This is a genomic window from Ruegeria sp. E5 (genome assembly GCF_056534105.1).
The window spans coordinates 574,422-596,830 of record NZ_JBQFPA010000001.1; the positions used below are offsets into that span (position 1 = coordinate 574,422).

The 22,409-nt window shown below is 57.0% G+C and carries 23 protein-coding genes and 1 tRNA gene; 13 read left to right on the forward strand and 11 right to left on the reverse strand.

The features are described from left to right. The first annotated feature begins 1 nt into the window (after position 1). The gene (gene cls / locus ACR0BI_RS02940) at positions 2–1,414 is read left to right on the forward strand and encodes a cardiolipin synthase (RefSeq protein WP_480561462.1); all 1,413 of its coding nucleotides are present in this window, start codon (positions 2–4) and stop codon (positions 1,412–1,414) included. On the opposite strand, the gene ACR0BI_RS02945 is transcribed toward cls, so the two are convergent. Beyond that, the gene (locus ACR0BI_RS02945) at positions 1,411–2,013 is read right to left on the reverse strand and encodes a potassium channel family protein (RefSeq protein WP_480561461.1); all 603 of its coding nucleotides are present in this window, start codon (positions 2,011–2,013) and stop codon (positions 1,411–1,413) included. The two genes, cls and ACR0BI_RS02945, sit on opposite strands and share 4 nt — an antisense overlap. On the opposite strand from ACR0BI_RS02945, the gene ACR0BI_RS02950 reads away from it, so the two are divergent. The 4 genes from ACR0BI_RS02950 to ACR0BI_RS02965 all read left to right on the forward strand — a co-directional run bounded on the left by ACR0BI_RS02950 (position 2,012) and on the right by ACR0BI_RS02965 (position 6,934). Continuing rightward, the gene (locus tag ACR0BI_RS02950; RefSeq protein ID WP_480561460.1) at positions 2,012–2,659 is read left to right on the forward strand and encodes an ABC transporter ATP-binding protein; all 648 of its coding nucleotides are present in this window, start codon (positions 2,012–2,014) and stop codon (positions 2,657–2,659) included. The genes ACR0BI_RS02945 and ACR0BI_RS02950 overlap by 2 nt on opposite strands. Then, positions 2,656–5,070: an ABC transporter permease gene (locus tag ACR0BI_RS02955; protein ID WP_480561459.1), complete on the forward strand. Its 2,415-nt coding sequence runs from the start codon at positions 2,656–2,658 to the stop codon at positions 5,068–5,070. Before ACR0BI_RS02950 ends, ACR0BI_RS02955 begins: the two co-directional genes overlap by 4 nt. Next, positions 5,060–6,094: a lipocalin-like domain-containing protein gene (locus ACR0BI_RS02960; protein WP_480561458.1), complete on the forward strand. Its 1,035-nt coding sequence runs from the start codon at positions 5,060–5,062 to the stop codon at positions 6,092–6,094. Before ACR0BI_RS02955 ends, ACR0BI_RS02960 begins: the two co-directional genes overlap by 11 nt. Before the next feature lie 615 nt (positions 6,095–6,709). After that, a complete protein-coding gene (locus ACR0BI_RS02965; protein ID WP_170393004.1) occupies positions 6,710–6,934 on the forward strand; it encodes a hypothetical protein in 225 nt (74 codons plus the stop codon). Between the two features lie 416 nt (positions 6,935–7,350). Here the strand turns inward: ACR0BI_RS02965 and ACR0BI_RS02970 are convergent. Continuing rightward, positions 7,351–7,436: transfer RNA gene (locus ACR0BI_RS02970), tRNA-Leu, on the reverse strand. Positions 7,437–7,581: 145 nt separating this feature from the next. On the opposite strand from ACR0BI_RS02970, the gene ACR0BI_RS02975 reads away from it, so the two are divergent. Continuing rightward, positions 7,582–8,160 carry a YqaA family protein gene (locus ACR0BI_RS02975; protein ID WP_170393003.1) on the forward strand — a complete coding sequence of 193 codons (579 nt, stop codon included), beginning with the start codon at positions 7,582–7,584 and terminating at the stop codon, positions 8,158–8,160. After that, positions 8,157–8,621 carry a disulfide bond formation protein B gene (locus ACR0BI_RS02980; protein WP_480561457.1) on the forward strand — a complete coding sequence of 155 codons (465 nt, stop codon included), beginning with the start codon at positions 8,157–8,159 and terminating at the stop codon, positions 8,619–8,621. The genes ACR0BI_RS02975 and ACR0BI_RS02980 overlap by 4 nt, the downstream gene beginning before the upstream one ends. 3 nt (positions 8,622–8,624) lie before the next feature. Here ACR0BI_RS02980 and ACR0BI_RS02985 read toward each other — a convergent pair whose 3' ends face one another. After that, on the reverse strand, positions 8,625–9,212 hold the full coding sequence (locus ACR0BI_RS02985) for an HNH endonuclease (RefSeq protein WP_170405905.1): 588 nt from the start codon (positions 9,210–9,212) through the stop codon (positions 8,625–8,627). Positions 9,213–9,423: 211 nt separating this feature from the next. Here ACR0BI_RS02985 and ACR0BI_RS02990 point away from each other — a divergent pair, with 211 nt between their 5' ends. Next, a complete protein-coding gene (locus tag ACR0BI_RS02990; RefSeq protein ID WP_480561456.1) occupies positions 9,424–10,029 on the forward strand; it encodes an rRNA large subunit pseudouridine synthase E in 606 nt (201 codons plus the stop codon). 31 nt (positions 10,030–10,060) lie between these two features. Continuing rightward, the gene (locus ACR0BI_RS02995) at positions 10,061–10,486 is read left to right on the forward strand and encodes a VOC family protein (protein WP_170392999.1); all 426 of its coding nucleotides are present in this window, start codon (positions 10,061–10,063) and stop codon (positions 10,484–10,486) included. Between the two features lie 4 nt (positions 10,487–10,490). On the opposite strand, the gene ACR0BI_RS03000 is transcribed toward ACR0BI_RS02995, so the two are convergent. From ACR0BI_RS03000 to ACR0BI_RS03010, 3 genes are read right to left on the reverse strand one after another with little or no spacing between them, the layout of a single operon-like run. Beyond that, complete coding sequence (locus ACR0BI_RS03000) at positions 10,491–10,793, reverse strand: putative quinol monooxygenase (RefSeq protein ID WP_170646126.1); 303 nt, start codon at positions 10,791–10,793, stop codon at positions 10,491–10,493. A gap of 27 nt (positions 10,794–10,820) precedes the next feature. Beyond that, positions 10,821–11,486 carry an alpha/beta fold hydrolase gene (locus tag ACR0BI_RS03005; protein ID WP_170392997.1) on the reverse strand — a complete coding sequence of 222 codons (666 nt, stop codon included), beginning with the start codon at positions 11,484–11,486 and terminating at the stop codon, positions 10,821–10,823. Continuing rightward, complete coding sequence (locus ACR0BI_RS03010; protein WP_480561455.1) at positions 11,483–12,115, reverse strand: DNA-3-methyladenine glycosylase family protein; 633 nt, start codon at positions 12,113–12,115, stop codon at positions 11,483–11,485. The genes ACR0BI_RS03005 and ACR0BI_RS03010 overlap by 4 nt, the downstream gene beginning before the upstream one ends. Before the next feature lie 98 nt (positions 12,116–12,213). Between ACR0BI_RS03010 and ACR0BI_RS03015 the strand changes: the two genes are divergently transcribed. Beyond that, positions 12,214–13,440 (forward strand): MFS transporter, encoded by a 1,227-nt coding sequence (locus tag ACR0BI_RS03015; protein WP_170510179.1) that lies wholly within the window; start codon positions 12,214–12,216, stop codon positions 13,438–13,440. A 2-nt stretch (positions 13,441–13,442) separates the two neighbouring features. Here ACR0BI_RS03015 and ACR0BI_RS03020 read toward each other — a convergent pair whose 3' ends face one another. The 3 genes from ACR0BI_RS03020 to cysS form a co-directional block, all read right to left on the reverse strand. Further along, on the reverse strand, positions 13,443–14,219 hold the full coding sequence (locus ACR0BI_RS03020) for a squalene/phytoene synthase family protein (RefSeq protein ID WP_480561454.1): 777 nt from the start codon (positions 14,217–14,219) through the stop codon (positions 13,443–13,445). A gap of 1 nt (position 14,220) precedes the next feature. Beyond that, on the reverse strand, positions 14,221–15,855 hold the full coding sequence (gene cimA, locus ACR0BI_RS03025; protein ID WP_170392993.1) for a citramalate synthase: 1,635 nt from the start codon (positions 15,853–15,855) through the stop codon (positions 14,221–14,223). Between the two features lie 70 nt (positions 15,856–15,925). Next, the gene (gene cysS, locus ACR0BI_RS03030; protein WP_480561453.1) at positions 15,926–17,506 is read right to left on the reverse strand and encodes a cysteine--tRNA ligase; all 1,581 of its coding nucleotides are present in this window, start codon (positions 17,504–17,506) and stop codon (positions 15,926–15,928) included. A 218-nt stretch (positions 17,507–17,724) separates the two neighbouring features. On the opposite strand from cysS, the gene ACR0BI_RS03035 reads away from it, so the two are divergent. Beyond that, the gene (locus ACR0BI_RS03035) at positions 17,725–18,069 is read left to right on the forward strand and encodes an MmcQ/YjbR family DNA-binding protein (protein ID WP_480561452.1); all 345 of its coding nucleotides are present in this window, start codon (positions 17,725–17,727) and stop codon (positions 18,067–18,069) included. A gap of 57 nt (positions 18,070–18,126) precedes the next feature. Beyond that, positions 18,127–19,302: a pyridoxal phosphate-dependent aminotransferase gene (locus tag ACR0BI_RS03040; RefSeq protein WP_480561451.1), complete on the forward strand. Its 1,176-nt coding sequence runs from the start codon at positions 18,127–18,129 to the stop codon at positions 19,300–19,302. Positions 19,303–19,319: 17 nt separating this feature from the next. On the opposite strand, the gene ACR0BI_RS03045 is transcribed toward ACR0BI_RS03040, so the two are convergent. Continuing rightward, positions 19,320–19,838 carry an outer membrane beta-barrel protein gene (locus ACR0BI_RS03045; RefSeq protein ID WP_170392989.1) on the reverse strand — a complete coding sequence of 173 codons (519 nt, stop codon included), beginning with the start codon at positions 19,836–19,838 and terminating at the stop codon, positions 19,320–19,322. Between the two features lie 413 nt (positions 19,839–20,251). Between ACR0BI_RS03045 and ACR0BI_RS03050 the strand changes: the two genes are divergently transcribed. After that, positions 20,252–21,796 carry a trimethylamine methyltransferase family protein gene (locus tag ACR0BI_RS03050; protein WP_170392988.1) on the forward strand — a complete coding sequence of 515 codons (1,545 nt, stop codon included), beginning with the start codon at positions 20,252–20,254 and terminating at the stop codon, positions 21,794–21,796. 54 nt (positions 21,797–21,850) lie between these two features. On the opposite strand, the gene ACR0BI_RS03055 is transcribed toward ACR0BI_RS03050, so the two are convergent. Continuing rightward, positions 21,851–22,096: a CREC-EF hand family protein gene (locus ACR0BI_RS03055; RefSeq protein WP_170392987.1), complete on the reverse strand. Its 246-nt coding sequence runs from the start codon at positions 22,094–22,096 to the stop codon at positions 21,851–21,853. Positions 22,097–22,409: the final 313 nt, after the last annotated feature.

Below are 22,409 nucleotides of genomic sequence, written 5' to 3' on the forward strand. Positions count from 1 at the left end.
GATGTGGACATTACTCGTCTCGTTTTTTCTGTTTTCACTCTATTGCGTAGCGGTCGTCTTTGCAGTTCGCGCTGCGCAGACTGCACGCACACCTCAAGGCGCGGTAGGCTGGGTTGTGTTCCTACTGTCGGCCCCGATGTTTGGCGTGCCGCTGTATCTATTCCTCGGTCACCATCGGTTCAGAGGATACCGGATCGCTCGGCAAGAAAGTGAGCGCGTCGTCGAAGGGATCAAGACCTTTGCCGATTTCTCGAAACCCGACCCTCAGACGATGCGAGTCAATCCTCGCGCGTTTGAAGCGTTGGCCCATTTGCCCGTCTCACGTGGTAATGGAGCCGAGCTGCTGATCGACGGCAAAGCTACGTTTGATGCCATTCTCGACGCCATAGATAAGGCCGAGAATTACGTTCTGATCCAGTTCTACATCGTCCGGGATGATGATCTTGGGCGAAGGGTGCGGGACCGGCTAATCGCCGCGGTCAAGCGTGGCGTACATGTTCGGTTCATGACCGACGCGGTGGGTAGCTATGGCCTGCCGTCCAGCTATTTTGAGACGCTGCGCCAGGCCGGTGTGGATGTTGCAGATCCCCGCGAACAACGCGGGCCCAATTTCCGGTTTCAACTGAACTATCGCAACCACCGAAAAACTGTGATCGTGGATGGCGATGTCGGCTTTATCGGTGGTCACAACATCGGCGTTGAATACTTGGGGCAAAGCCCTCGGTTCGGTCGCTGGCGGGACACGCATATCAAGATGACCGGCCACGTAGTACGGCAACTGCAATTGATTTTTACCGAGGATTGGCACTGGGCGCGCAACGAAGATCTGATCGACCAACTCGATTGGGCTGGAAATGAATCTGATCAGGACATGAATGCGCTGCTGGTGGCAACGGGCCCGGGCGACGAAACAGAAACCGGCGCAATGATGTTCTTTGCGGCCATCACTGAGGCGAAAGAACGGCTTTGGATCGCCTCGCCCTATTTTGTGCCCGACATCGACATCATGACCGCGCTACAGCACGCGGCGTTGCGTGGTGTGGATGTACGAATACTCGTGCCGGATGTCATCGACCATCGTCTGCCCTGGCTGGCCGCTTTTGCCTATTTCGACGAAATCCGAGACTGTGGCGCCCGTGTGTTTCGCTATACCGATGGCTTCATGCATCAAAAAGCGTTTGTTGTAGACGATATCTTGGCCGCCGTTGGCACCACCAATCTGGACAACCGATCTTTCCGTCTGAACTTTGAGGCGATGGCCCTGTTCTTTGATCGTCGCGCAGCAAACGCAGTGGCTGCGATGCTGGAAACCGATTTTGAAGCAAGTTACGAATTGACCCGCGATTTGCCCCAGCAACCGTTCCACATCCGTTTTGGTGCGCCGCTTGCACGGCTGTTTGCACCGATCCTCTAGTTCAGGAACCGTTCTTCAAAGACCCGCGTCATGAGGGCCACCAGGAACGCGGTCGACAGCCCAAAGGCCAGTAGGCCCGTGACCGATGCAAACGCTCCGAAGATGCGCAGCCCTTCGCCCAAGACGATGTCGCCGTAACCCAGCGTTGTGAACGTCACCAATGAGAAATAGAGGGCCGAATTCCAATCCGGCAGCACATCACCCCACACCCAGACAATCGCCCAGATCCAGACCTGAACCGTATGGGTCAGCACGATAAACACCAGCGCCACGCTGATCGGGCCTGCGGTTGCAAGGATAGTGCTGCGCGTCTCCCATTTCGCAACCAGTTTTCGGATGACCAGAACGCACCAGGTCAGCAGCATGATTTCGATCAGAAAACAAATACCCAGATAGAAGCTGCCCCAAATGATTTGTTGCGACAATGTCATGTAAACGGCCTTTGTTCTGATCGCTGAAAGCTGTGCAAGCATGGGGGTTTCGCGCGTTGCCGACAACCCCATGCGATGCGTAAGGCTGCGGCGAATAGAACCGATCTCGGCTCTGGACACTGGCGCGCCGCGTTGCACATTGTGACGGGACCAGATGAGAGTTTGCATGTTGCTATCAATTAATCACGTTCGAAAATCCTATCCCGGTGGGAGACCTGTCCTGACTGATGTTTCATTGACGCTGGAACAGGGACAGACCTTGGCGCTGACCGGAGAAAGTGGCAGTGGCAAAAGCACATTGTTGCATCTGGTGGCGGCGCTGGATGGGTTTGATGGCGGAGAGATTACTCTGGACGGGCGCGCCATGTCGGCCCTGAATGATGCGGAACGCGCCGAATTGCGTCGCGGCACCCTGTCTCTGGTCTTTCAGCAGTTCAACCTGATCCCGTCGCTGACCGTTGCCCAGAACCTCTCGATCCATGCGCGACTTGCGGGTCGGAACGACCCGGATTGGGTTGTCCACCTGACCGAGCGCCTTGGCCTGAGAGAACTGCAAGACCGCTACCCCGAGAACCTTTCGGGCGGACAGCAGCAGCGGGTTGCCATCGGACGCGCCATGGCGATCCAACCACGATTGCTGCTAGCGGATGAGCCGACGGGCAATCTGGACGAAACAGCAAGTGCGGTGGTGCTGGACCTGATGCTTTCATTGGTTGCCGATACCGGCGCTGCGCTCCTGCTGGTCACTCACTCTAATGACATCGCCAGCCGTCTCGACCGACGTGCCCACCTGACGGGCGGGCATATCGCATGACACGCGCTGCGGTCCTGGCGCTGGTGTCCCATTGGCGGATGCACCCATTGCAATTGATGACGCTTCTGACGGGTATCGCGCTGGCAACTTGTCTGTGGTCGGCCGTGCAAGCCATCAATGCCGAAGCGCGCGCGAGCTATGAACGCGCCAGCACCCAGCTTGCCATCGGACAATTCGACGAATTGCGCGCCTCCGGTTCCACGATCCCTCTTTCCCGCTACTCCGAGCTCAGGCGCGCAGGCTTGCAAGTGGCGGCCGTCTTAGAAGGCACGCTGCGCATCAAGGGCCGTTCCGTACGTCTGATGGGGGTGGATTTGGTGGCCTACCCTGTCCTGCCCGCGATCACCCAGATCGAGCAAGGCGCGGATGCCCCCGACCCGGCTGATATGCTGACAGCTCCGGGGCGGCTGCTGATGTCACCCGCCCTGGCCCCGCTGTTTCAATCTAACGACAAATTCCCACCGGTGCTTTCCAGCACCGCGCTGCCACCTGATCTGGTGCTCACCGATATTGGAGTGGCCGAGCGTCTTCTGAACCGTCCCGGTCAGATTTCCCGTCTGGTGATCTTGCCCATTCAGCCCCGTGGTGTCCCGTCTCTGTCAGAACTTGCGCCTGAACTTCAACGCATTAGCCCCTCGGCCCAGTTGGATACCGCGCAACTTACCGACAGCTTTCACCTGAACCTCTCAGCCTTCGGCTTGCTGTCTTTCGCCGTCGGCCTGTTCATCGTTCACGGAACGGTCGGCCTCGCCTTCGCGCAGAGGCGTGGCACGATCCGTACATTAAGGGCGTTGGGCCTTCCCATGCGGGGCCTGATCTGGATCGTTCTGGGTGAATTACTTCTCTTGGCCCTGATCGGTGGCCTGTTCGGGTTAATCCTGGGGTATTTTCTGGCTGGAGCCTTGTTGCCTGATGTCGCCGCCACGTTGCGCGGCCTCTACGGGGCAACAATCGACGGGCAGATGTCATTACGCCCCCAATGGGTCGCCGCAGGTCTTGCGATGGCAACAGGCGGCACGTTGGCGGCCAGTGGCCACGCTCTTTGGCGACTTTCGCGCATGCCCATCCTCGCAGGGCCGGGCTTACAAGCTTGGCGTGGCAGTAAAGCCTCGGCCCAGATTACAGGCGCGTGTGGCCTAGCCCTGCTAGCATTGGGCTTTATCGCATATTTCACAATCGGCGGACTTATCGCAGGGTTTGCCTTGCTTGCCGGGATGCTGACCGGAGCGGCCTTGTTGCTGCCGCTCGCACTGTCAGGGATATTGACCTTGTGCCTGCGCCGGGCCCGCACGCCTGTTGGTCAATGGGTGCTCGCGGACATGCGGGCGCAATTGCCCGGTCTGTCACTTGCGCTGATGGCCTTGCTGCTAGCGCTCGCCGCGAATATCGGCGTGGGCACAATGGTTTCAAGCTTCCGCCTCACCTTTACTGGCTGGCTCGATCAACGGCTGACCTCCGAACTTTACGTGACCGCAGCCGACAATGCACAAGGCGCAGCCCTTATCGATTGGCTCGCCCCAAGGGCGTCAGCTGTCCTACCCATTCGCAGCACCGAATTGCTGCACGAGACCGGGCCGTTGTTTCTGTACGGGATTGTTGATCACGATAGCTATCGCAACAACTGGCCACTGATCGCCAAGGATCCCGACGTCTGGGACAACGTCCTGTATCGCGGCGCCGTACTCATCAACGAGCAACTCGCACGACGCGCGGATCTGTGGCCCGGAGATACCGTCGCGATCACACCCGAGCACAGCTTGCCGATTGCAGGTGTCTATTCCGACTACGGGAACCCGACAGGTCAGGCCATCGTCGCAATGCCGATGCTGGATCAGATTGCCCCGGATACGGATACACGCCGCTTCGGCATCCGCATCATACCGGATCAGGCCTCGGAGCTGGCACAGGCGTTGCGTGACCAATTTGGCCTACCCCCATCGGCAGTTGTGCAGCAGGCCGCTATGAAAGCGCAATCGATGGCTGTTTTTGAGAAAACTTTCGTCGTCACCTCAGCGCTGAATGTCCTGACACTGGGCGTTGCGGGGTTCGCGATACTCACCAGTTTGCTGACATTGTGGACCCAGCGCCTGCCTCAGGTCGCACCGGTCTGGGCGCTGGGCCTTACGCGCGCGCAACTGGCCAAGCTAGAGCTTCTGCGCAGTGTCCTGCTTGCGGTGATGACCGCTTGTCTTGCCCTTCCATTGGGCCTTGTATTGGCATGGGTGCTGCTGGCCGTGATCAACGTGCAGGCCTTCGGATGGCGCTTGCCCATGTATTTGTTCCCTACTGATTGGCTGAGCTTATTCCTGCTGACTCTGGTTGCCGCCGTGCTCGCAGCGGCCCTACCCGCATTACGATTGCTCCGCCTACCACCTGCTGCGCTGTTGAGGGTTTTTGCCAATGAACGTTAAAGCCTTCATTCTGTTCATCCTCCTTCCAATTCCCGGTTGGGCGCAGGGTTATGCCGGGTTGGGCGGCAATGCGGATGGCTTTACGCGTCCTGAACCGGGCTACAGCTTTCAGTTTCCGCAAGATCACGGCGCCCATCCGGATTATCGGATTGAATGGTGGTATCTGACGGCAAACATCAAAGACGCAGAGGGTCGCGACTATGGCATACAATGGACCCTGTTCCGATCGGCCCTGAAACCGTCCGAGGCTGACGGCTGGCAAAGCCCGCAGATCTGGATGGGCCATGCCGCGCTCACAACGCCAGAAATACACTATTTCGCCGAACGACTCTCTCGCGGCGGTGTCGGACAGGCTGGCGTAACGGCCCATCCGTTTGAGGCATGGATCGATGAATGGCACATGCGCGGCGATGATTTGGAAACCCTCAGCCTGACAGCAAACGGATCAGACTTTGGGTATGATCTGACTCTGAAGGCCCAAGGCCCATTGGTGTTTCACGGGGCCGAGGGGTATTCGGTGAAATCCGCCGATGGTCAGGCCAGCTATTACTATTCGCAACCCTTCTACACGGTCGAGGGCACGCTCCACCTGCCCAACGAAGATATCGAAGTCGCCGGCCAGGGTTGGCTGGATCGCGAATGGTCTTCGCAACCCTTGGCCGAAGATCAAAGCGGCTGGGACTGGTTCTCGCTCAGCTTTGACGACGGTGACAAGCTGATGGCCTTCCGCCTACGCGGGGATCGAGGGGATTTCACGGCCGCTACGTGGATTGAGCCTGATGGGCAAACGACCCCCCTACCTGACGGCTCAGTCCTGCTAGAACCCCTTGAATCCGCCCGCGTGGCACAACGTGACGTTCCGATCAAATGGCAGGTGTCGTTGCCGGATCGCGGGATCAATGTTGAAGTCGATGCCATAAGCCCGAAAGCCTGGATGGGAACCCGGTTCGAATACTGGGAAGGCCCAATCACCATCACAGGTAGCCACACAGGGCGCGGATATCTTGAGATGACGGGGTATTGAAGTTGAAATTTCGTGTTCTTTCAAGCTAGCGGATGTCCCCAAACGGGGTCAGAGCTTGCTGTTCAGGGTCATGCAATACCCAGCGCCCACTTATTCAAATTCGAGACCATGTGGAAATCCAGTTCCCACTCCTGGTCATATTCAGAAACACAAGAAACAACACGCCGAGCCGTCCCACACATCATAGTGATATTCCCGAGCTGTTTGCAGGACGTTGCTGGTATTTGATATCGGAGCTGAAGATCAGTTTCACGACACTGAACCTCGTCGTATTATAACATACTCTGCTATCCTGAGTGCGATAAACACCCGGTCAGGATTGCACATATTTTTAATCGATGGGAGGCGAGGGAATCAGAAAAATCGCTATGTCATAACACGTTAACAAAACACGCAAGGAATAGGCAGAAGACTTGCAATAGCTGTCTGGTCTGAGCGAGGCGCAAGCCGAACATTTTTCCATTTCGCTCATGCGGTTGTGCTGAAAATTGAAAAATTCGATCAAATGCACTAGTGTTCAAAACACGGCAATTTCGCCCGTTTCAACAAAACTATTTTTAACTAATCGAATTCGGGCGTTGCCTGTTACACACACTTATTTGAAAGGAATTGAAAATGGCTAATGGCGTTGAAGTGAGCCGCGAAGAGATCGAAGCCTATTTGAACTCACTCGATCTAGGGCAACCAGAACAGGTAAAAGGTATCGATTTTTGCGATGCGTGGCCTGTGGTACGAGTGGTTCTGGAAAAGATCAAAGAAAAGGCGAACGGTGCAACCAAATTTATCATCAAGTGGATCATTGAATTACTTGATGCCTACTACGAGCAAAAGTGTAGCTAACGCTCTGCCCGCTGCGTTCTAAGCAGCGGGTCCCACCCACAGGTCAATTACAAAGCCGCCATCTCGCGCGACTGGGCATCAGAACTATTAAGAATTGCTGGATGTGACTACTTCAGAGTTCCGCGATTTAGTGGGCAATGGCGCGTTGCCTCAACCAATATCGCACTGGCGGGATCGAGCGCTGGAACGCGCGTGATTAGCACCCATTCTGAATACCGAAACCGACCGTCCAGAAAATGTTATGGAAGTGTGAAATATCTGCATAAACCTAGAATTGTGAAGCCACGGCTTGTCCAGAAATGGCGATATGACTCGTGCATTCAAAGCAAACTCGTTGATGAATCAAAACAGTTCAAAGTAAATGTCCCCAAAAGAAAAAACAGCGAGCCGGCTCCCCTAACTCACTGTTTTTACTTTGGTACCCAAGGCCGGACTCGAACCGGCACGGTATCACTACCGGGGGATTTTGAATCCCCTGCGTCTACCATTCCGCCACTTGGGCCACGAACACTGGATTAGCGCCCTACCGAGAGAAGGTCCAGAGGCAAAAAACAACCACTGCTCTGAATGTTTCATCGAAGGAGGTTGACGGTCAGTCGGGTGCATGGTTTGGCTTGCCGCAGCGGTTACCAGGATACTTATTCTTCATGTTGCGATCCCTTTATGACTGGACCATTCGTCTGGCCGAACATCCTCATGCGCTCTGGGCGCTGGCTGTTGTGGCTTTTGTCGAAAGTTCGTTTTTTCCGATCCCACCCGATGTTTTGATGATTCCCATGATCCTTGCGCGTCCGTCGCGGGCCTGGCTGATCGCGACGGTCGCCTTGGTTGCCTCGGTGCTGGGTGGGATATTGGGTTATGCAATTGGGGCATTCTTTTACGAAAGCCTTGGGCAGCCTGTTCTGGAAGCCATGGGCAAAGCCCACGCAATGGAAGAATTCAATACCCGCTTCAATGATTTCGGCTTCTGGGCCGTGCTGGCGGCTGGTGTGACGCCTTTCCCATATAAGGTCATCACCATCATGTCGGGCTGGACCGGGATGCCGATTGGGACGTTCATAGCCACCTCGATCCTGGCGCGCGCCTTGCGCTTCTTTCTTGTGGCCGGGCTGCTGTGGAAATTTGGGGAACCAATCCGTGACTTCATCGAAAAACGGTTGGGTTTGATGTTTACCCTATTCATAATCCTGCTGTTTGGCGGCTTTCTTGTGGTGAAATACTTATGACGCGCAAAAGACTTCTGGTTCTGGTTGCCGCATCCGGCTCGGCCGCGTTGCTACTTGGGGCTTGGGGCTTTCAATACATCGGTGGGCTCGCGCCGTGCAAAATGTGCATCTGGCAGCGGTATCCCCATGGTGTCGCAGTGATTCTTGGTGCTCTAGCCTTTGCCTTCCCGGGCGTCCGCCCCCTGCCCCTACTAGGCGCTCTGGCCGCGGCCACGACGGCGGGAATAGGGTTTTACCATGCTGGGGTCGAGCAAGGCTGGTGGGAAGGCCCATCGACCTGCACATCTGGTGATATCGGCGGCCTGAGTGCAGAAGAGTTAATGGATCAGATCATGTCCGCCCCGCTCGTGCGTTGCGATGACATCCCGTGGGAGATGTTCGGGATTTCCATGGCGGGCTTGAATGGATTGATTTCGACGGGTCTGGTCCTGATCTGGATCGCAGCCTGGCGCGCGCGCTAGGGTTTATAGCTGATCCAGTTCGGCATCCCAGTAGAGGAAGTCGATCCAGCTTTCGTGCAGATGGTTCGGGGGGAACTTCCGACCGATATTGCGCAAAGCCTCAGCATCCGGCTGACGCGGCGGTTTATTCAGAGACATTCTGGCTTGTCGCAGGGATTTTGAGCCCTTGCGCAGATTGCACGGGCTGCACGCTGCAACGACATTCTGCCAACTTGTGACCCCGCCCGCAGCGCGCGGTACAACATGATCAAAGGTCAGGTTTTCACGGCTGCCGCAGTACTGGCATTTGAATTCGTCCCGCAAAAATAAATTAAAGCGCGTGAAGGCCACGCGCTTTCTGGGTTTTACATAGTCTTTCAGGACAACGACCGAGGGTATTCGGATCTCGGTACTGGGACTGCGGACAACCTCGTCATATTCCGCAACAATATCCACCCTGTCCAGCCAGGCAGCTTTGATCGCCTCCTGCCACGGCCATAAAGACAACGGGTAGTAGGAAAGAGGTCTGTAATCGGCGTTCAAAACCAATGCCGGATGATGCTTGAGCGCACCGGTTTCCCTGACAAATTCGGTCCTGAAGTCTCCGTCCATAACAGAATCGCTCCTCGCTCTGTACTGCCCGTTTGTGACATCAGAGCGGGGAACACCCGCCCCGGCCTTAAGTTAACTATATATCGTGTTAAATCTCTGACAAGTGCCGAGTTCACACAACATCTCGGGTATTGGTTAGGCCGAATACGTAACAGATAAGTGACACTTATCCACAGGTTGCGCAGATGTGGTCTGCAAGCTATGGCGGGGCATGTCCTGGTTCATCCGTTTCAACAAACCTTACGATGTATTGCCGCAGTTCACCGACCGCGCCAATTCTGACTCGCCCCGCAGCACGCTCTCGGAATTCATCGACCTGCCCGGTGTCTATCCTGCGGGACGCTTGGACCGGGATAGCGAGGGTTTGATGCTGCTGACTGATAATGGGCGATTGCAGGCGCAGATATCAGACCCCAAGCACAAGATGCCTAAGACATACTGGGTTCAGGTCGAAGGCATTCCCGATACAGCGGCACTAAAGGCGTTGCGGGAAGGTGTTGAACTTAAGGATGGTTTGACGCGCCTCGCCAAGGCGCGGCTGATTGACGAACCCGAATGGCTATGGCCACGCACCCCGCCGATCCGGGTTCGCCAAACGGTGCCCGACAGTTGGGTTGAACTGACGATAAAAGAGGGCCGCAACCGTCAGGTTCGCCGGATGACAGCCGCAGTCGGGCACCCAACTCTGCGCCTGATCCGAGCCCGTGTTGGAGATTGGACTTTGGACGGCCTTGATCCCGGTCAGTGGGAAAGCCTGCCGATGCCAGCTGTTGACGCAGCACCGTCGCGCAAGCGGGACCGCCGCCCGCGCCGGTGACAAAAACTGCGTGATGTGATAGGCTTAGGGCATGAAGGTAACTCCGGATATCCCTGCCCCGTCTGCCATCCTGGAAGCCGCGCTGTATGTCGACGATCTAGATGCGGCCGAGGATTTCTATGGTCAGATATTGGGGCTAGAGAAAATCCAGCGCGTCACCGACCGCCATGTGTTCTATCGGATCGGCGGGTCCGTCCTGTTGCTGTTCAATGCCAGCGAAACCGAGAAACCGCCAGGCAACCCTGATCTGCCGGTCCCACCGCATGGGGCGCGTGGTCCCAGCCATGTTTGCCTTGTCCTGAGCCGCGATGAAATCACCGTGATGCGCAAGCATCTGTTGGACTGGAACATCCCTGTCGATGCCGAGTTCGACTGGCCCAACGGAGCCCGGTCGCTCTATGTACGAGACCCTGCAGGCAACTCGGTCGAATTCTCGGAAGGAAGGCTTTGGGAGTGATCGATCAGCGAAGCGGCTGCTTCTCGCCCCCGATCACACGGTAGATTTCGCTAGAGACAACGCCGACCTCACCAAGTGCCGCCTGAAAAGCAGCCATATGAGGGGTCGCGAAATGGGCCTCAAGCGCGGCCTGATCCTGCCATTCCTCATAGACCCGGAAGCGGGTCGCCTGACTCAGGATTTGACTGAATTCATAGATCAGGCATCCGGGTTCTTTCAGAGTTTCCGCAACCATTTCCTGCGCGGCAGCAATGGCTTTCTCGACCGCTGCATCTGAAACTTCGACCACTCCTGTCACGATCAGCATCATGCTCTCCTTAGATCACCCCGCAAGTCAGAGGCTCAGCTTATCCCGCATGAAGGCCAGCGCAACACTCAAGCCATCCGGAGCAATCCCGTGGCCGGTGCCCTTCATTATATGGGCATAAACCTCTTTGAACCCGGCCGCCTGAAGTGCCTCAGCTGCTTCTGGCAACGATTGCGGCGGTACAACGTCATCAGCATCGCCATGCACCAGCAGGATTGGCATGCGACTGACGGTTTCGTCCGGCAGCAAATCAGGTTCCAGCAAACGTCCCGAGAACGCTACGATCCCCGCCACTGGGTCCTCGCGGCGCGGGGCTACATGTAAGCTCATCATCGTGCCCTGGCTGAAACCGAACAGCACTACCTGCTCTGGCAGGACATCCTCATCCACCATCAGCGCATCAAGGAACGCGTTGAAATCCTCAACTGCCATTTCCATACCCCGTCGGGCTTCCTCCTCGGATGAGCCATCAATCCACGGGATCGGGAACCACTGGAAACCGTTGGGCATACCGATGATCTGTTCAGGCGCGTCCGGAGCTACAAACAACGTATCCGGCAGATGCTCGCCTAACGGATCAGCCAGCCCCAAAAGATCGGCTCCGTTTGCACCATAACCATGCACAAACACCACGACCGAGCGTGTGTCGCCTGAAACCGGCTCTTTCCTGAGCGCGTTCAAAACCCGTGTCATCTGATCCCTTCTCTGTCTTTTGCGACCCGGTAATAGGCCCACAGCACCCGCGCCGCAACCGATCGCCATGGCGACCAGGCTTCAGCCATCTGGCGTAACTCTTTGTCTTTTGGTCGTTCTGACAATTTATAGAGGATGCGTGCAGCTTCCTGTAAGGCCAGATCGCCCGGTGCAATCACATCGGCGCGACCCAGCGAAAACATCGCATAAATCTCGGCGGTCCAGACACCGATTCCCGGTACCTCGGTCAGAATTGCGACCACTTCGTCATCTGGCGTATCACGCAACGCTTTGTAATCGATCCGCGCTTCGGCCAAGGCGCGGGCATAGCGAATTTTCTGACGGCTGAGACCCACAGCGCGCAGATCAGCATCAGTGGCCCACATAATCTTGCGCGGACCGGTCAGTTTTGCGTCCTGCAGCCTCTTCCAGATTGCGTTTGCCGAGGCCACGCTGACCTGCTGACTGACAATCGCGCTGAGCAATTGGGCGAACCCGTCAGGCTTGCGCCTGAGTGGCAGGGGTCCGGTTTGCTCCATCGCATAAGCCATCCGGGGGCAAGCCTCAGCCAACCACTCGGCCCCTTCGGTAACGCAGTCCGGTGTTTCGATGATGCGTCCGACGGACATGCGCTCTCCGATAAGTGATCCTTGTCCGCACGTTAGGCGGATGTGCCGCATATGCAACCCGCTTGTGCCAAGTCTCAATCGTAGATAACCATTCGCCCATGACAATGATCGCTGCCACCCCTGACGATAGTCAGGCCAAACGCAACGTCGCCGTTTTGGTGGCAGCACAGGCAATCCTGGGTGCACAGATGCCGATGATGTTCATCGTCGGCGGGCTGGCAGGCCAATCGCTGGCCAGCAACGCTTGCCTTGCGACGCTGCCGATTTCACTGATCGTTCTGGGTTCAATGCTGGCGGCCACGCCGATTTCAGCCATCATGCAACGCTGGGGACGCCGTGCCGGGTTTCTTGTGGGATCAACCGCAGGTGCCGCAGGGGGCGTTATCGGGGCTTACGGCCTTTATCTCGGCTCGTTCCCGATCTTCCTGATCGGCAGCTTCCTGACCGGCATATACATGAGCGCACATGGCTTTTATCGCTTTGCAGCGGCTGACACTGCATCGGATGCATTTCGGCCCAAGGCGATCTCATACGTCATGGCCGGAGGGCTTGCGGCGGCGATCATCGGCCCTCAGATCGTCAAGCTGACCTCGCAGGCGTATGTGGTCCCGTTCTTGGGCACTTATCTGGCGGTGATCGCGATCAACGTAATCGGCTCAGCCCTGTTCTTCTTTCTCGACATCCCTACTCCGCCGAAACCGACCGAAGATGAACCCAAAGGTCGCACACGGCTGGAGTTGCTGAAAACCCCACGCATCGCAGTAGCGATCATCTGCGCAATGGTTTCCTATGCGCTGATGAACCTTGTAATGACGTCTACACCTTTGGCCGTCGTCGGGTGCGGATATACCGAAGGTGATGCCGCGGATATCGTCACCAGCCACGTACTGGCGATGTACATTCCCAGCTTCTTCACCGGCCACCTGATCGCGCGGTTTGGGGTCGAAAAGATCGTAGCTCTCGGTTTGGCAATCCTTGGCGGCGCAGGCATTGTCGCCCTGCAAGGTGTTGATCTAGGCAACTTTTTCGTCGCCCTGATCCTGCTGGGCATCGGATGGAACTTTGGCTTCATTGGCGCCACCAGCATGTTGGCAGACTCGCATGAAGTGCACGAACGCGGTCGAATGCAGGGCCTGAATGACTTGCTGGTGTTTGGCGGCGTGACCTTTGCCTCGCTTGCCTCTGGCGGATTGATGAACTGCTCGGGCGGCTCAGCGGTCGAGGGTTGGACGGCCGTAAACCTCGCCATGATCCCGCTGCTGACCCTTGCGGGTGGCGCACTGCTATGGTTGGTTCTGAGACCTTCAGATCCCCAGACGGCCTGATCCTACCAACGACCGGTCGCTGCCGTTTTCATCAGGGTAAACCGACGTCGGATTTCACCCTGAGCCAACGCACCTGCGGCCACCCGGTCCGGTCTGGCCAATGCAGTCCGCAACACCCATTCCGTCTGCCACCCCGCATAGAGCGCAGGCCGTGCTTGTGCCGAGACCTCGTTGCGGGCGGACCGCGCCTGCGCCAATCGGTCCAAAGCCTTCTGCGCCAGCGCCCGAACCCCGTCATGGGTTCCGTCCAGCAAAGGAATGCGCCCACGTGCCTCAAGCTCGGGAATTGCGCGCAGCCAATTCGCGATCCCCGCTGCATATCCGAAATCACGCAGAACAGTTTCATCCGCCGAACCCAAAGCCTGCGCCGACACCACCATTAATGTTCCAGCGCTATGGGCAATATAGGCGTCAAAATGCGCCTCATCCACGAACGGATCAAGATAGATATCCCAACGCCTTACGGCCACATATTCATCCAGCAGCGCTGCCAGATGCGGAGAAATCACGCGCGACAATGGCGTAACAACCTCGTGCCGACGAACAGATGGACCTTCGGCAATCTCTTGCAAGGCATCGCGCCACCATTGCAGCCGCATCTCGGCGATCATGCTCTCTTGCGTCACCCACGGGGCACGGGCCACCTCGACGTTCAGCGCATAAATCGGGAACAAAACTGCCCGTGCCTCAACTGGCGCGGCCATGGCAGCCATAAAGCGATCGGGATCGGCCCGATGAACCAGCGCAGCACAAGCCTTGATGTCGTCGTCGAACTCCACCTTATTCGGCGGCCGCTGACTGCGGGGCGCAATCGCTCACCAGTTTCCACTGAATCGCATCCAGCAGCGCTTCGAACGAGGCATCAATTATGTTCGCACTCACCCCAACCGTAGACCAGCGCCGCCCTTGCCCGTCTTCGCTGTCAATGATCACGCGCGTGACCGCCTCGGTCCCGCCCTGAGTGATGCGCACCTTGAAGTCGACCAGCCGCATATCCGACAGTATCTGCGAATACTGCCCCAAATCCTTAGCCAGAGCTTTGGCAAGCGCGTTCACCGGACCGCGATCGCTACCGCTTTCATCCAGCGACTCACTTACCGACAGCTTCTTCTCGCCATCCACTTTCACAACAACAACCGCTTCGGACAGGCTGACCATCTTGTTGTATTTGTTTTTCCGGCGCTCAACGGTCACCTTATAGCGCTTGACCTCAAAGAATTCGGGCAATTGCCCCAACTCATCCCGCGCCAGCAGCTCAAAACTAGCCTGCGCGGTGTCGTAGGAATACCCCTCGGCCTCGCGCAGTTTTATCCGCTCAAGGATACGTCCCAACGCCGGATCGCCCGCTTCTACGGCCAATCCCGCATCGGTCAGACGTTTACGCAGGTTCGATTGCCCAGCCTGGTTCGACATCGGAATGATGCGCGCATTTCCAACACTTGCCGGATCGATATGCTCATAGGTTGTCGGGTCCTTGAGGATCGCGCTGGCATGCAGCCCGGCCTTATGCGCAAAAGCCGACGCGCCCACATAGGCGCTCTGCTTGCTGGGCACTCGGTTCAGGATATCATCCAGCATCCGGCTGATGCGCGTCAGCCCGGCCAGCGCCTCGGGCATCACTCCGATGTCATAGCACGAGGCATAGGTTTCTTTCAGCATCAGCGTTGGGATCAAAGCGGTCAGGTTGGCATTGCCACAGCGCTCTCCCAACCCATTCAACGTACCTTGAATTTGCCGCGCCCCCGCATCGACTGCAGCCAGCGAGCACGCCACTGCGTTCTCGGTGTCGTTATGCGTATGAATGCCCAGCCGATCCCCCGGCAGACCGGCCGCAATCACCTCGGATACGATCCGCCCGACCTCTGCCGGCAATGCTCCGCCATTGGTGTCACACAGAACCACCCACCGTGCCCCTGCATCGAGCGCAGCGCGGCAGACTTCAACCGCATATTCCGGGTTGTCCTTGTAGCCATCAAAAAAATGCTCGGCATCAAACAGAGCCTCCCGCCCCTGCGCCACGATATGCGCGACCGAGGCGCGAACGTTCTCGGTGTTTTCCTCCAGCGTGATACCAAGCGCGTGGGTCACGTGGTAATCGTGCGATTTCCCCACGAGACAAACGGCTGGTGTTCCCGCGTTCATAACAGCAGCCAGAACGTCATCATTCTCAGCCGACCTGCCCGAGCGTTTGGTCATTCCAAACGCCGTAATACAGGCCGACGTCTCAGGCGCGCTCTCAAAAAACGCACTGTCGGTCGGGTTCGCTCCGGGCCAACCCCCTTCGATGTAATCAATCCCCAGCGAATCCAACGCCTGCGCAATCTGCACCTTCTCGGTAGTCGAAAACTGCACACCCTGAGTCTGCTGCCCATCACGCAGCGTGGTGTCATAGAGGTAGAGGCGTTCTTTGGTCATTTGTTTGGCTCTTTGGCTAAGCTCGAAGGCACCCGTTCACAAACTGTGAACGAGAACTTTGAGTTAATACTTACGTCTTCGCGAGCAGGTCATTGAAACTCCGTTCTCCAAGCGCGCGCGCATCTTTCAACTGCCTAATCGTCTGGCCTAGTAGATCGTCCTTGCTCCGCTGGAATGCTTCTTCTGTCACGACACCGTCGGGGGTCCTAATTGAAACGACTGTTAATACGTTAAGAAGTTCCCAATCATAACCGTCTTTTGTGTCCTTCACTTTGAAACCTATTTCGCTCAAGACTTTGTCTCTCAGATCAGTTCTCAGATCAAAAATGTTTCCCGCGACCTCTTTTTCCCCAGCTTTGATTAGACCTTTCGCTTCACTTTTTATGTTGGTTAGCAAAGCCTCCCAGAGTTCGATTTCTTCCGAGAAATCTCCAACTTGAAGTTTATCGCGGTCATTAATCCATACACTCAAATCACTTGTCAGCAGCCCTAGCAACTGCCCACTCGCCAACAAACCAGCGGCGTCTCCGTCCGCCGCCAGGCGATGCAGTTCCGCGATGGCACCTGCCGTGTTCAAATCGTCCGAAAGCGCATCGATAACCGCAGGTGCTGCGGTGGCGGCGGGCTCGATGCCCGCTGTCAGCGCCCGCCACTTGCGCAATGTTGCCTCGGCTTCGCGCGCTTTTTTCTCGGTCCAGTCCATCGGCTTGCGATAATGGGTCTGCAGGAACACAAATCGGATCACCTCACCCGGCACGCCCTGTTCCAGCAGGTCGTGCACAGTGAAGAAGTTGCCCAGCGATTTGGACATCTTCTTGCCCTCGACCTGTAGCATCTCATTATGCATCCAGACACGCGCGAATTCGCCATGCGGGTGGGCACATTTGCTCTGAGCAATCTCGTTCTCGTGGTGCGGGAACATCAGATCGTTGCCGCCACCGTGAATATCAAAGCTCTCGCCCAGCAATTCATAGCTCATGGCCGAGCATTCGATATGCCACCCCGGACGCCCCCGGCCCCATGGGCTGTCCCAGCCGGGCAACTCATCGGTCGACGGCTTCCACAGCACAAAATCCATCGGGTTCTTCTTGTAAGGCGCGACCTCGACCCGCGCCCCGGCGATCATGTCATCAACCGACCGCCCCGACAGCGCACCATAGTGTTCCTTCCAGCTGTCCACCGCGAACAACACGTGACCCTCGGCAGCATAAGCGTGCCCCTTGGCCATCAGGTCTTCGATCATCGCAATCATCTGCGCGATATACTCTGTGGCGCGCGGCATCGCGTTGGGTTCCAACGCCCCCAGCGCGCCCATGTCGTGCAGATACCAGCCGATGGTTTCGTCCGAACGTTCCTGCACCAACTGTTCCAAAGACCCGTCAGCCCCAGCCTTCTTGCGCGACAATGCGGTGGCGTTGATCTTGTCATCCACGTCGGTGAAATTGCGCACATAGGTCACGTGATCAGCACCGTATACATGCCGCAACAAACGATAGAGCACGTCGAACACAACCACAGGCCGTGCGTTCCCCAGATGCGCCCGATCATAGACCGTCGGACCACAGACATACATCCGCACATTATCGGGATCGATCGGCACGAAATCCTCTTTCGTCCGAGTCCTTGTGTTGTGCAGTTTGATCGTCGTCATCGGGTCGTGCTCCTGAAACAGCATATACGTCACGCGTTGGCGCGGGCTTAGCAACTTGTCTCAGAGATGAAAACGAAAGAAACCGGCCCGCTTGAGAAATCAGCAGGTAATGCAGCAGATAATGATGCAAGTTTTCCGGTTCATGCGCTTTGCCTAGCACGGGATTGATGCTGAGCCAAGCCTTGAGTTTCAACCTCCACAGAGGCAGTCTGCCCACCATGACCCGTGATTACGTCAATTCCGTATGCGCAGACCTGCCCGGTGCCGAACTTTCGGACCCTTGGGGTGGCGGCCACGACGCATGGAAAGTTGGCGGCAAGATGTTCGCCTGCGTCGGCTCGGTCGGGGATGGTGTATCGGTCAAGACTCCCGACATTGAGACCGCGCAGATGTTGATCGACGCAGGGATTGGCACCAAGGCCCCGTATTTTCACCGCAGCTGGGTTCGCCTGCCGTGGGAAACCGACGCCGACGAGATGCAACATCGCCTGATCACCTCATACGATATCGTCCGTGCATCGCTGACCAAGAAGATACAGGCGAGTTTGCCGCTGCGAAGCTGATTGACAAAATTGCTGTGCTTTGCCCCATTCGGCGTCATAGCCGGTCGGGAGAATCCCTTGAAACTATCGCATCGCATTACGCATCTGACCGAGGGTGGATCAGACGGCTGGGAGGTGTTCATCCGCGCGCGTCGGATGATTGCCGAAGGCCATGCCGTCACCGAGCTGACGATCGGCGAGCATGACATTCGGACCGATCAGTCGATATTGTCGGCCATGGAAAGTTCGGCCCGCAGCGGGCACACAGGATACGCGATGGTTCCGGGCACTGATCTGCTGCGTGATACTGTGGCCGCCCGTGTCCAAATGCGAACAGGTGTAGCGACCACACGCAACAACGTTATCATCACCCCTGGCGGTCAGGCCGCATTGTTTGCGGCGCACACCGCGCTTTGCGATCCGGGCGATATCGCGCTCTACCTGGATCCGTATTATGCCACCTACCCCGGCACGATCCGTGGCGTTGGAGCGGTAGCCAAACGCATAGAAACACGCGCCGAAGATTTGTTCCAACCTCGCGCTTCCGATATCGATGGCGCGGCAGGCGGGGCGGTGTCGCTGCTGATAAACTCCCCAAACAATCCAACTGGTGTGGTCTATTCCGCCGAAACACTTTCTGCCATCGCCGAGGTTTGTCAGCGCCGCGATCTATGGCTGATTTCCGATGAAGTCTACGATACGCAGGTTTGGGAGGGTGAACACCTGTCACCGCGCGCCCTACCCGGCATGGCTGAGCGCACTCTGGTCGTGGGTTCAATGTCGAAATCTCATGCCATGACTGGCTCGCGTTGTGGGTGGATCGTTGCTCCGGAAGGCGTGATCGACCACCTGATCAACTTGGCAACACATACAACCTATGGTGTGCCCGGCTTTATACAGGATGCGGCCAACTATGCGCTGAGCGTGGGACAACCTCTCGAAGACAAAATCGCCGCGCCGTTTCGCCGCCGCCGCGCTCTGGCGATTGAAGTGCTGGCTGCGCAGCAGGTCGTCACCTTAATACCGGCGCAAGGCGCGATGTATCTGATGCTGGATATCCGGGCTACGGGTCTTAGCGGCGATGTGTTCGCAAATGCGCTGCTGGACACGCATGCCATCGCTGTGATGCCCGGTGAGAGCTTTGGTTCTGCCGCCGCAGGTCACATCCGCGTGGCCATGACAATCGATGACGAGAAATTCGTCACATCGCTACAGACCCTATGCGAATTTGCCGCTCAATTGGCAGATGGATGACAATCGACCACCGAGATTCAGAAGCGGAATGTGGTGCGCAAGTTGAACACATTTGCGTCGAGGCTTCGACCAGACTCCGGTATATCATCGAAGTTCTGCCGCAGCGCTTCGCCACTGATTACAAACCGATCGCCAAGCGGATAGGCAACACCGATCCCGTAAACGGCTGCCGTATCACTGTCACCCGACGTACTGGCCCGCGCGGTTCCCAAGACAACATAGCCAAGGGCTGATCCAAAGTCGTAGCCGCCGCGCAACTTCAATCGCGACATACTATCAAGGCTTCCTTCGGATTGTCCCAGATCAAGATTCAGGCGGTTATATTCCAACTCACCGCCAAGCACGAAATTTCCAAAATCATAGTCGTATCCGATCAGCGGGCCAAAACTGCCCCCGCTTCCGCCTGCCCCTCCGGACCCATCAACATCTGCATAACCAAAGCTGAAACCAGCGTACGCGCCTGTCCAGTCTTCTGCCACAACCTGCCCTGCACCTGTTATCAGTGCTGTGGCGAGTGCGGCCAGTAATGACTTCATGCAGACCTCCAAACATCCGTTGCCGGTTTGGGCGCATCCCCGAGGCAGCGATCTGCTGATCAGCCAACCCCAGTATTTACTTAAACCTAAGATACAAATCCAAATAACTACGTGCAGATTAACAGATTCTTACCGCAATTGGAAAAAAACATTTAGTCACGAGGATTTGCGCCCAGTTCATTTTGACTGATGGCCCAATAAAATTAGTCCAAAGTCGCAAACAGAACAGATTGTCCAGAAGTGCATTGAAACAATGGGCGCATCAGACTGAGGAAGTTGATGCATAACGAAGTTTGGAAAATTCGACTGGTTAGCCGCACCATTGGTGCGGATCGCGGTCGTGCGCCACGAGGACGGCCAGCACTGGTCTAGGTACACTCACCCACAACGTACTTTTTTGACCGGACACACACATGAACGAACAAACCCGAAACTCATCCCGCAGCGGTGGCCGCGCCGCGCGTCGTGCCGCCCGTGCGTCAGCTCTTCCGGAACATCTTCGCCCGATTCGGCCTGGTATGGAGGGCGGAACCCTGAAGGTTCTGACCCAAGCACAGATCGAACGCATCCACGAGGCCGCTCTGACCGCACTGGAAACCATCGGCCTTGCTGATGCGCCACAAAGTGGGATCGACTATCTCGTGGCTGCGGGATGCACCTTGGGCGACGATGGCCGCATCCGCTTTCCGCGCGCATTGGTCGAGGACACAATCGCCAAGGCCAATCGCTCGATCACTCTGCACAGCCGGGACGGCAAATCGGATCTGGAGCTGTCGGGAACGCGTGTCCATTATGGCACCGCAGGCGCAGCGGTCAGCATGGTCGACGTGCATGGGCAGGAATATCGCGACTCGACCCTGCAGGACCTGCATGACGCGACTCGCATCTGTGAACAGCTTGAAAACATTCACTTTGTTCAGCGCCCCATGGTGTGCCGAGATATCGCCGACAACCTTGAGATGGATCTGAACACGGTCTACGCCACCACCTCAGGCACGTTCAAACATATCGGTACGTCGTTCACGGAGCCCAGCCATGTGGCCCCCGCCATCGAGATGCTGCACATGATCGCGGGCGGAGAGGACAAGTGGCGCGAGCGGCCCTTCATGTCCAACTCCAACTGCTTCGTTGTGCCCCCGATGAAATTCGCCACCGAAAGCTGCGAGGTGATGGAAGAATGCATCAAGGCCGGAATGCCGGTTTTGTTGCTTTCTGCGGGCATGGCAGGAGCTACCGCACCCTCGACCGTTGCCGGAGCGATCACACAAGCCACCGCCGAATGTCTGGCGGGTTTGGTTTATGTAAACGCCGTAAAGCCCGGTGCTCCCGCGATTTTTGGCACTTGGCCTTTTGGTCTGGACCTGCGCACGGGTGCAATGTCCATCGGCTCGGGTGAACAAGCTCTGCTAACCGCTGGCTGCGCGCAAATGCACCAGTTCTACGATCTGCCCGGTGGTGCCGCAGCTGGTGCATCGGACGCGAAATTGCCCGACATGCAGGCCGGTTGGGAACAAATGTGTTCGAACGTCATGGCTGGGCTGTCAGGCCTGAACATGGTGTATGAAGCCGCAGGCATGCATGCCTCGTTGCTGGGGTTCTGCCACGAGAGCCTGATCCTGAGCGATGACCTGATCGGACAGGCACAGCGCTGTGTGCGCGGAATCGAGGTAACGGACGAGACGCTGGCACTGGATCAGATGGCCGAAGTCTGCATGGGTGGTCCTGGGCATTATCTTGGCACCGATGCGACGCTAGGCCGTATGCAGGCAGATTACGTCTATCCTACCTTTGGTGACCGATCATCTCCGAAGGAATGGGTTGAGCTTGGCAAACCAGATCTGATCAAAAAGGCAGTGAAGCGGAAGGAAGAGATCCTCGCCGTGCCATCCCCGGCCAGATTCGACCCGCTTTTGGACGCGGAAATTCGCGGCAAGTTCAACATTTACTTACCCGCGTAAGCCGCTGAAAAATAAGCGGCCCGGATATTCCGGGCCGCCAGCATTCCTGCTTGATCAGCCGTTGGACGGCGGCAGCAGGCCCGCTTGTTCAGCAATGGTGATCTCATCCTGATCCAGTGCACCGTCGCCGTTTGCGTCCATCTGCGCAAAGCCTTCGGCATCAACGTCAGGCACGACGGCCTGAACTTCATCGATCGTCAGCACGCCGTCGCCGTTGGTATCGGCGGCGCTTTGGCCAACGGCCAATGTCGGCAGGCCAAGTGCGAAGGTTGAGATAAGGGCCATTATTTGCAGTTTCATGTTATGCCTCCTGATTGCGTTTTCTTGAGTGTTTGCGTCCGGACAAGCGCCAAAAAAAGGCCATCTTGAAAGCGTGTCACCCGCTCAGATTGATATGACCGCATTCGAGCCAATCTCTGCGTGTTTGACTGAGTCGCATTTGCGGAGGCTTGCCGGGCGAAATCGCCCGCGCAGGTTTCGGCAACTCTTGCCCGATCCAAACGGGATGATCCGGCAATGCCCTGCTCAAATCCACGACTCAGGGTTGAAAAAAGAAAGGGGGCCGAAGCCCCCTGTCAGTTTCGCCTTCCAGGCTCATTTCGTTGACCGCCCG

Bases quoted from the DNA above. Each gene is read 5' to 3' on its own strand.
- ACR0BI_RS03050 (WP_170392988.1), top strand. From the start codon at position 20,252: ATGAACGAACAAACCCGAAACTCATCCCGCAGCGGTGGCCGCGCCGCG.
- ACR0BI_RS02975 (WP_170393003.1), top strand. From the start codon at position 7,582: ATGTTGCGATCCCTTTATGACTGGACCATTCGTCTGGCCGAACATCCT.
- ACR0BI_RS03000 (WP_170646126.1), bottom strand. From the start codon at position 10,793: ATGCTGATCGTGACAGGAGTGGTCGAAGTTTCAGATGCAGCGGTCGAG.
- cimA (WP_170392993.1), bottom strand. From the start codon at position 15,855: ATGACCAAAGAACGCCTCTACCTCTATGACACCACGCTGCGTGATGGG.
- cysS (WP_480561453.1), bottom strand. From the start codon at position 17,506: ATGACGACGATCAAACTGCACAACACAAGGACTCGGACGAAAGAGGAT.
- ACR0BI_RS03005 (WP_170392997.1), bottom strand. From the start codon at position 11,486: ATGACACGGGTTTTGAACGCGCTCAGGAAAGAGCCGGTTTCAGGCGAC.
- ACR0BI_RS02995 (WP_170392999.1), top strand. From the start codon at position 10,061: ATGAAGGTAACTCCGGATATCCCTGCCCCGTCTGCCATCCTGGAAGCC.
- ACR0BI_RS03055 (WP_170392987.1), bottom strand. From the start codon at position 22,096: ATGAAACTGCAAATAATGGCCCTTATCTCAACCTTCGCACTTGGCCTG.
- ACR0BI_RS02960 (WP_480561458.1), top strand. From the start codon at position 5,060: ATGAACGTTAAAGCCTTCATTCTGTTCATCCTCCTTCCAATTCCCGGT.
- ACR0BI_RS02945 (WP_480561461.1), bottom strand. From the start codon at position 2,013: ATGCAAACTCTCATCTGGTCCCGTCACAATGTGCAACGCGGCGCGCCA.
- ACR0BI_RS02990 (WP_480561456.1), top strand. From the start codon at position 9,424: ATGTCCTGGTTCATCCGTTTCAACAAACCTTACGATGTATTGCCGCAG.
- ACR0BI_RS02980 (WP_480561457.1), top strand. From the start codon at position 8,157: ATGACGCGCAAAAGACTTCTGGTTCTGGTTGCCGCATCCGGCTCGGCC.
- ACR0BI_RS03010 (WP_480561455.1), bottom strand. From the start codon at position 12,115: ATGTCCGTCGGACGCATCATCGAAACACCGGACTGCGTTACCGAAGGG.
- ACR0BI_RS02965 (WP_170393004.1), top strand. From the start codon at position 6,710: ATGGCTAATGGCGTTGAAGTGAGCCGCGAAGAGATCGAAGCCTATTTG.
- cls (WP_480561462.1), top strand. From the start codon at position 2: ATGTGGACATTACTCGTCTCGTTTTTTCTGTTTTCACTCTATTGCGTA.
- ACR0BI_RS02950 (WP_480561460.1), top strand. From the start codon at position 2,012: ATGTTGCTATCAATTAATCACGTTCGAAAATCCTATCCCGGTGGGAGA.
- ACR0BI_RS03035 (WP_480561452.1), top strand. From the start codon at position 17,725: ATGACCCGTGATTACGTCAATTCCGTATGCGCAGACCTGCCCGGTGCC.
- ACR0BI_RS03045 (WP_170392989.1), bottom strand. From the start codon at position 19,838: ATGAAGTCATTACTGGCCGCACTCGCCACAGCACTGATAACAGGTGCA.
- ACR0BI_RS03015 (WP_170510179.1), top strand. From the start codon at position 12,214: ATGACAATGATCGCTGCCACCCCTGACGATAGTCAGGCCAAACGCAAC.
- ACR0BI_RS02955 (WP_480561459.1), top strand. From the start codon at position 2,656: ATGACACGCGCTGCGGTCCTGGCGCTGGTGTCCCATTGGCGGATGCAC.
- ACR0BI_RS02985 (WP_170405905.1), bottom strand. From the start codon at position 9,212: ATGGACGGAGACTTCAGGACCGAATTTGTCAGGGAAACCGGTGCGCTC.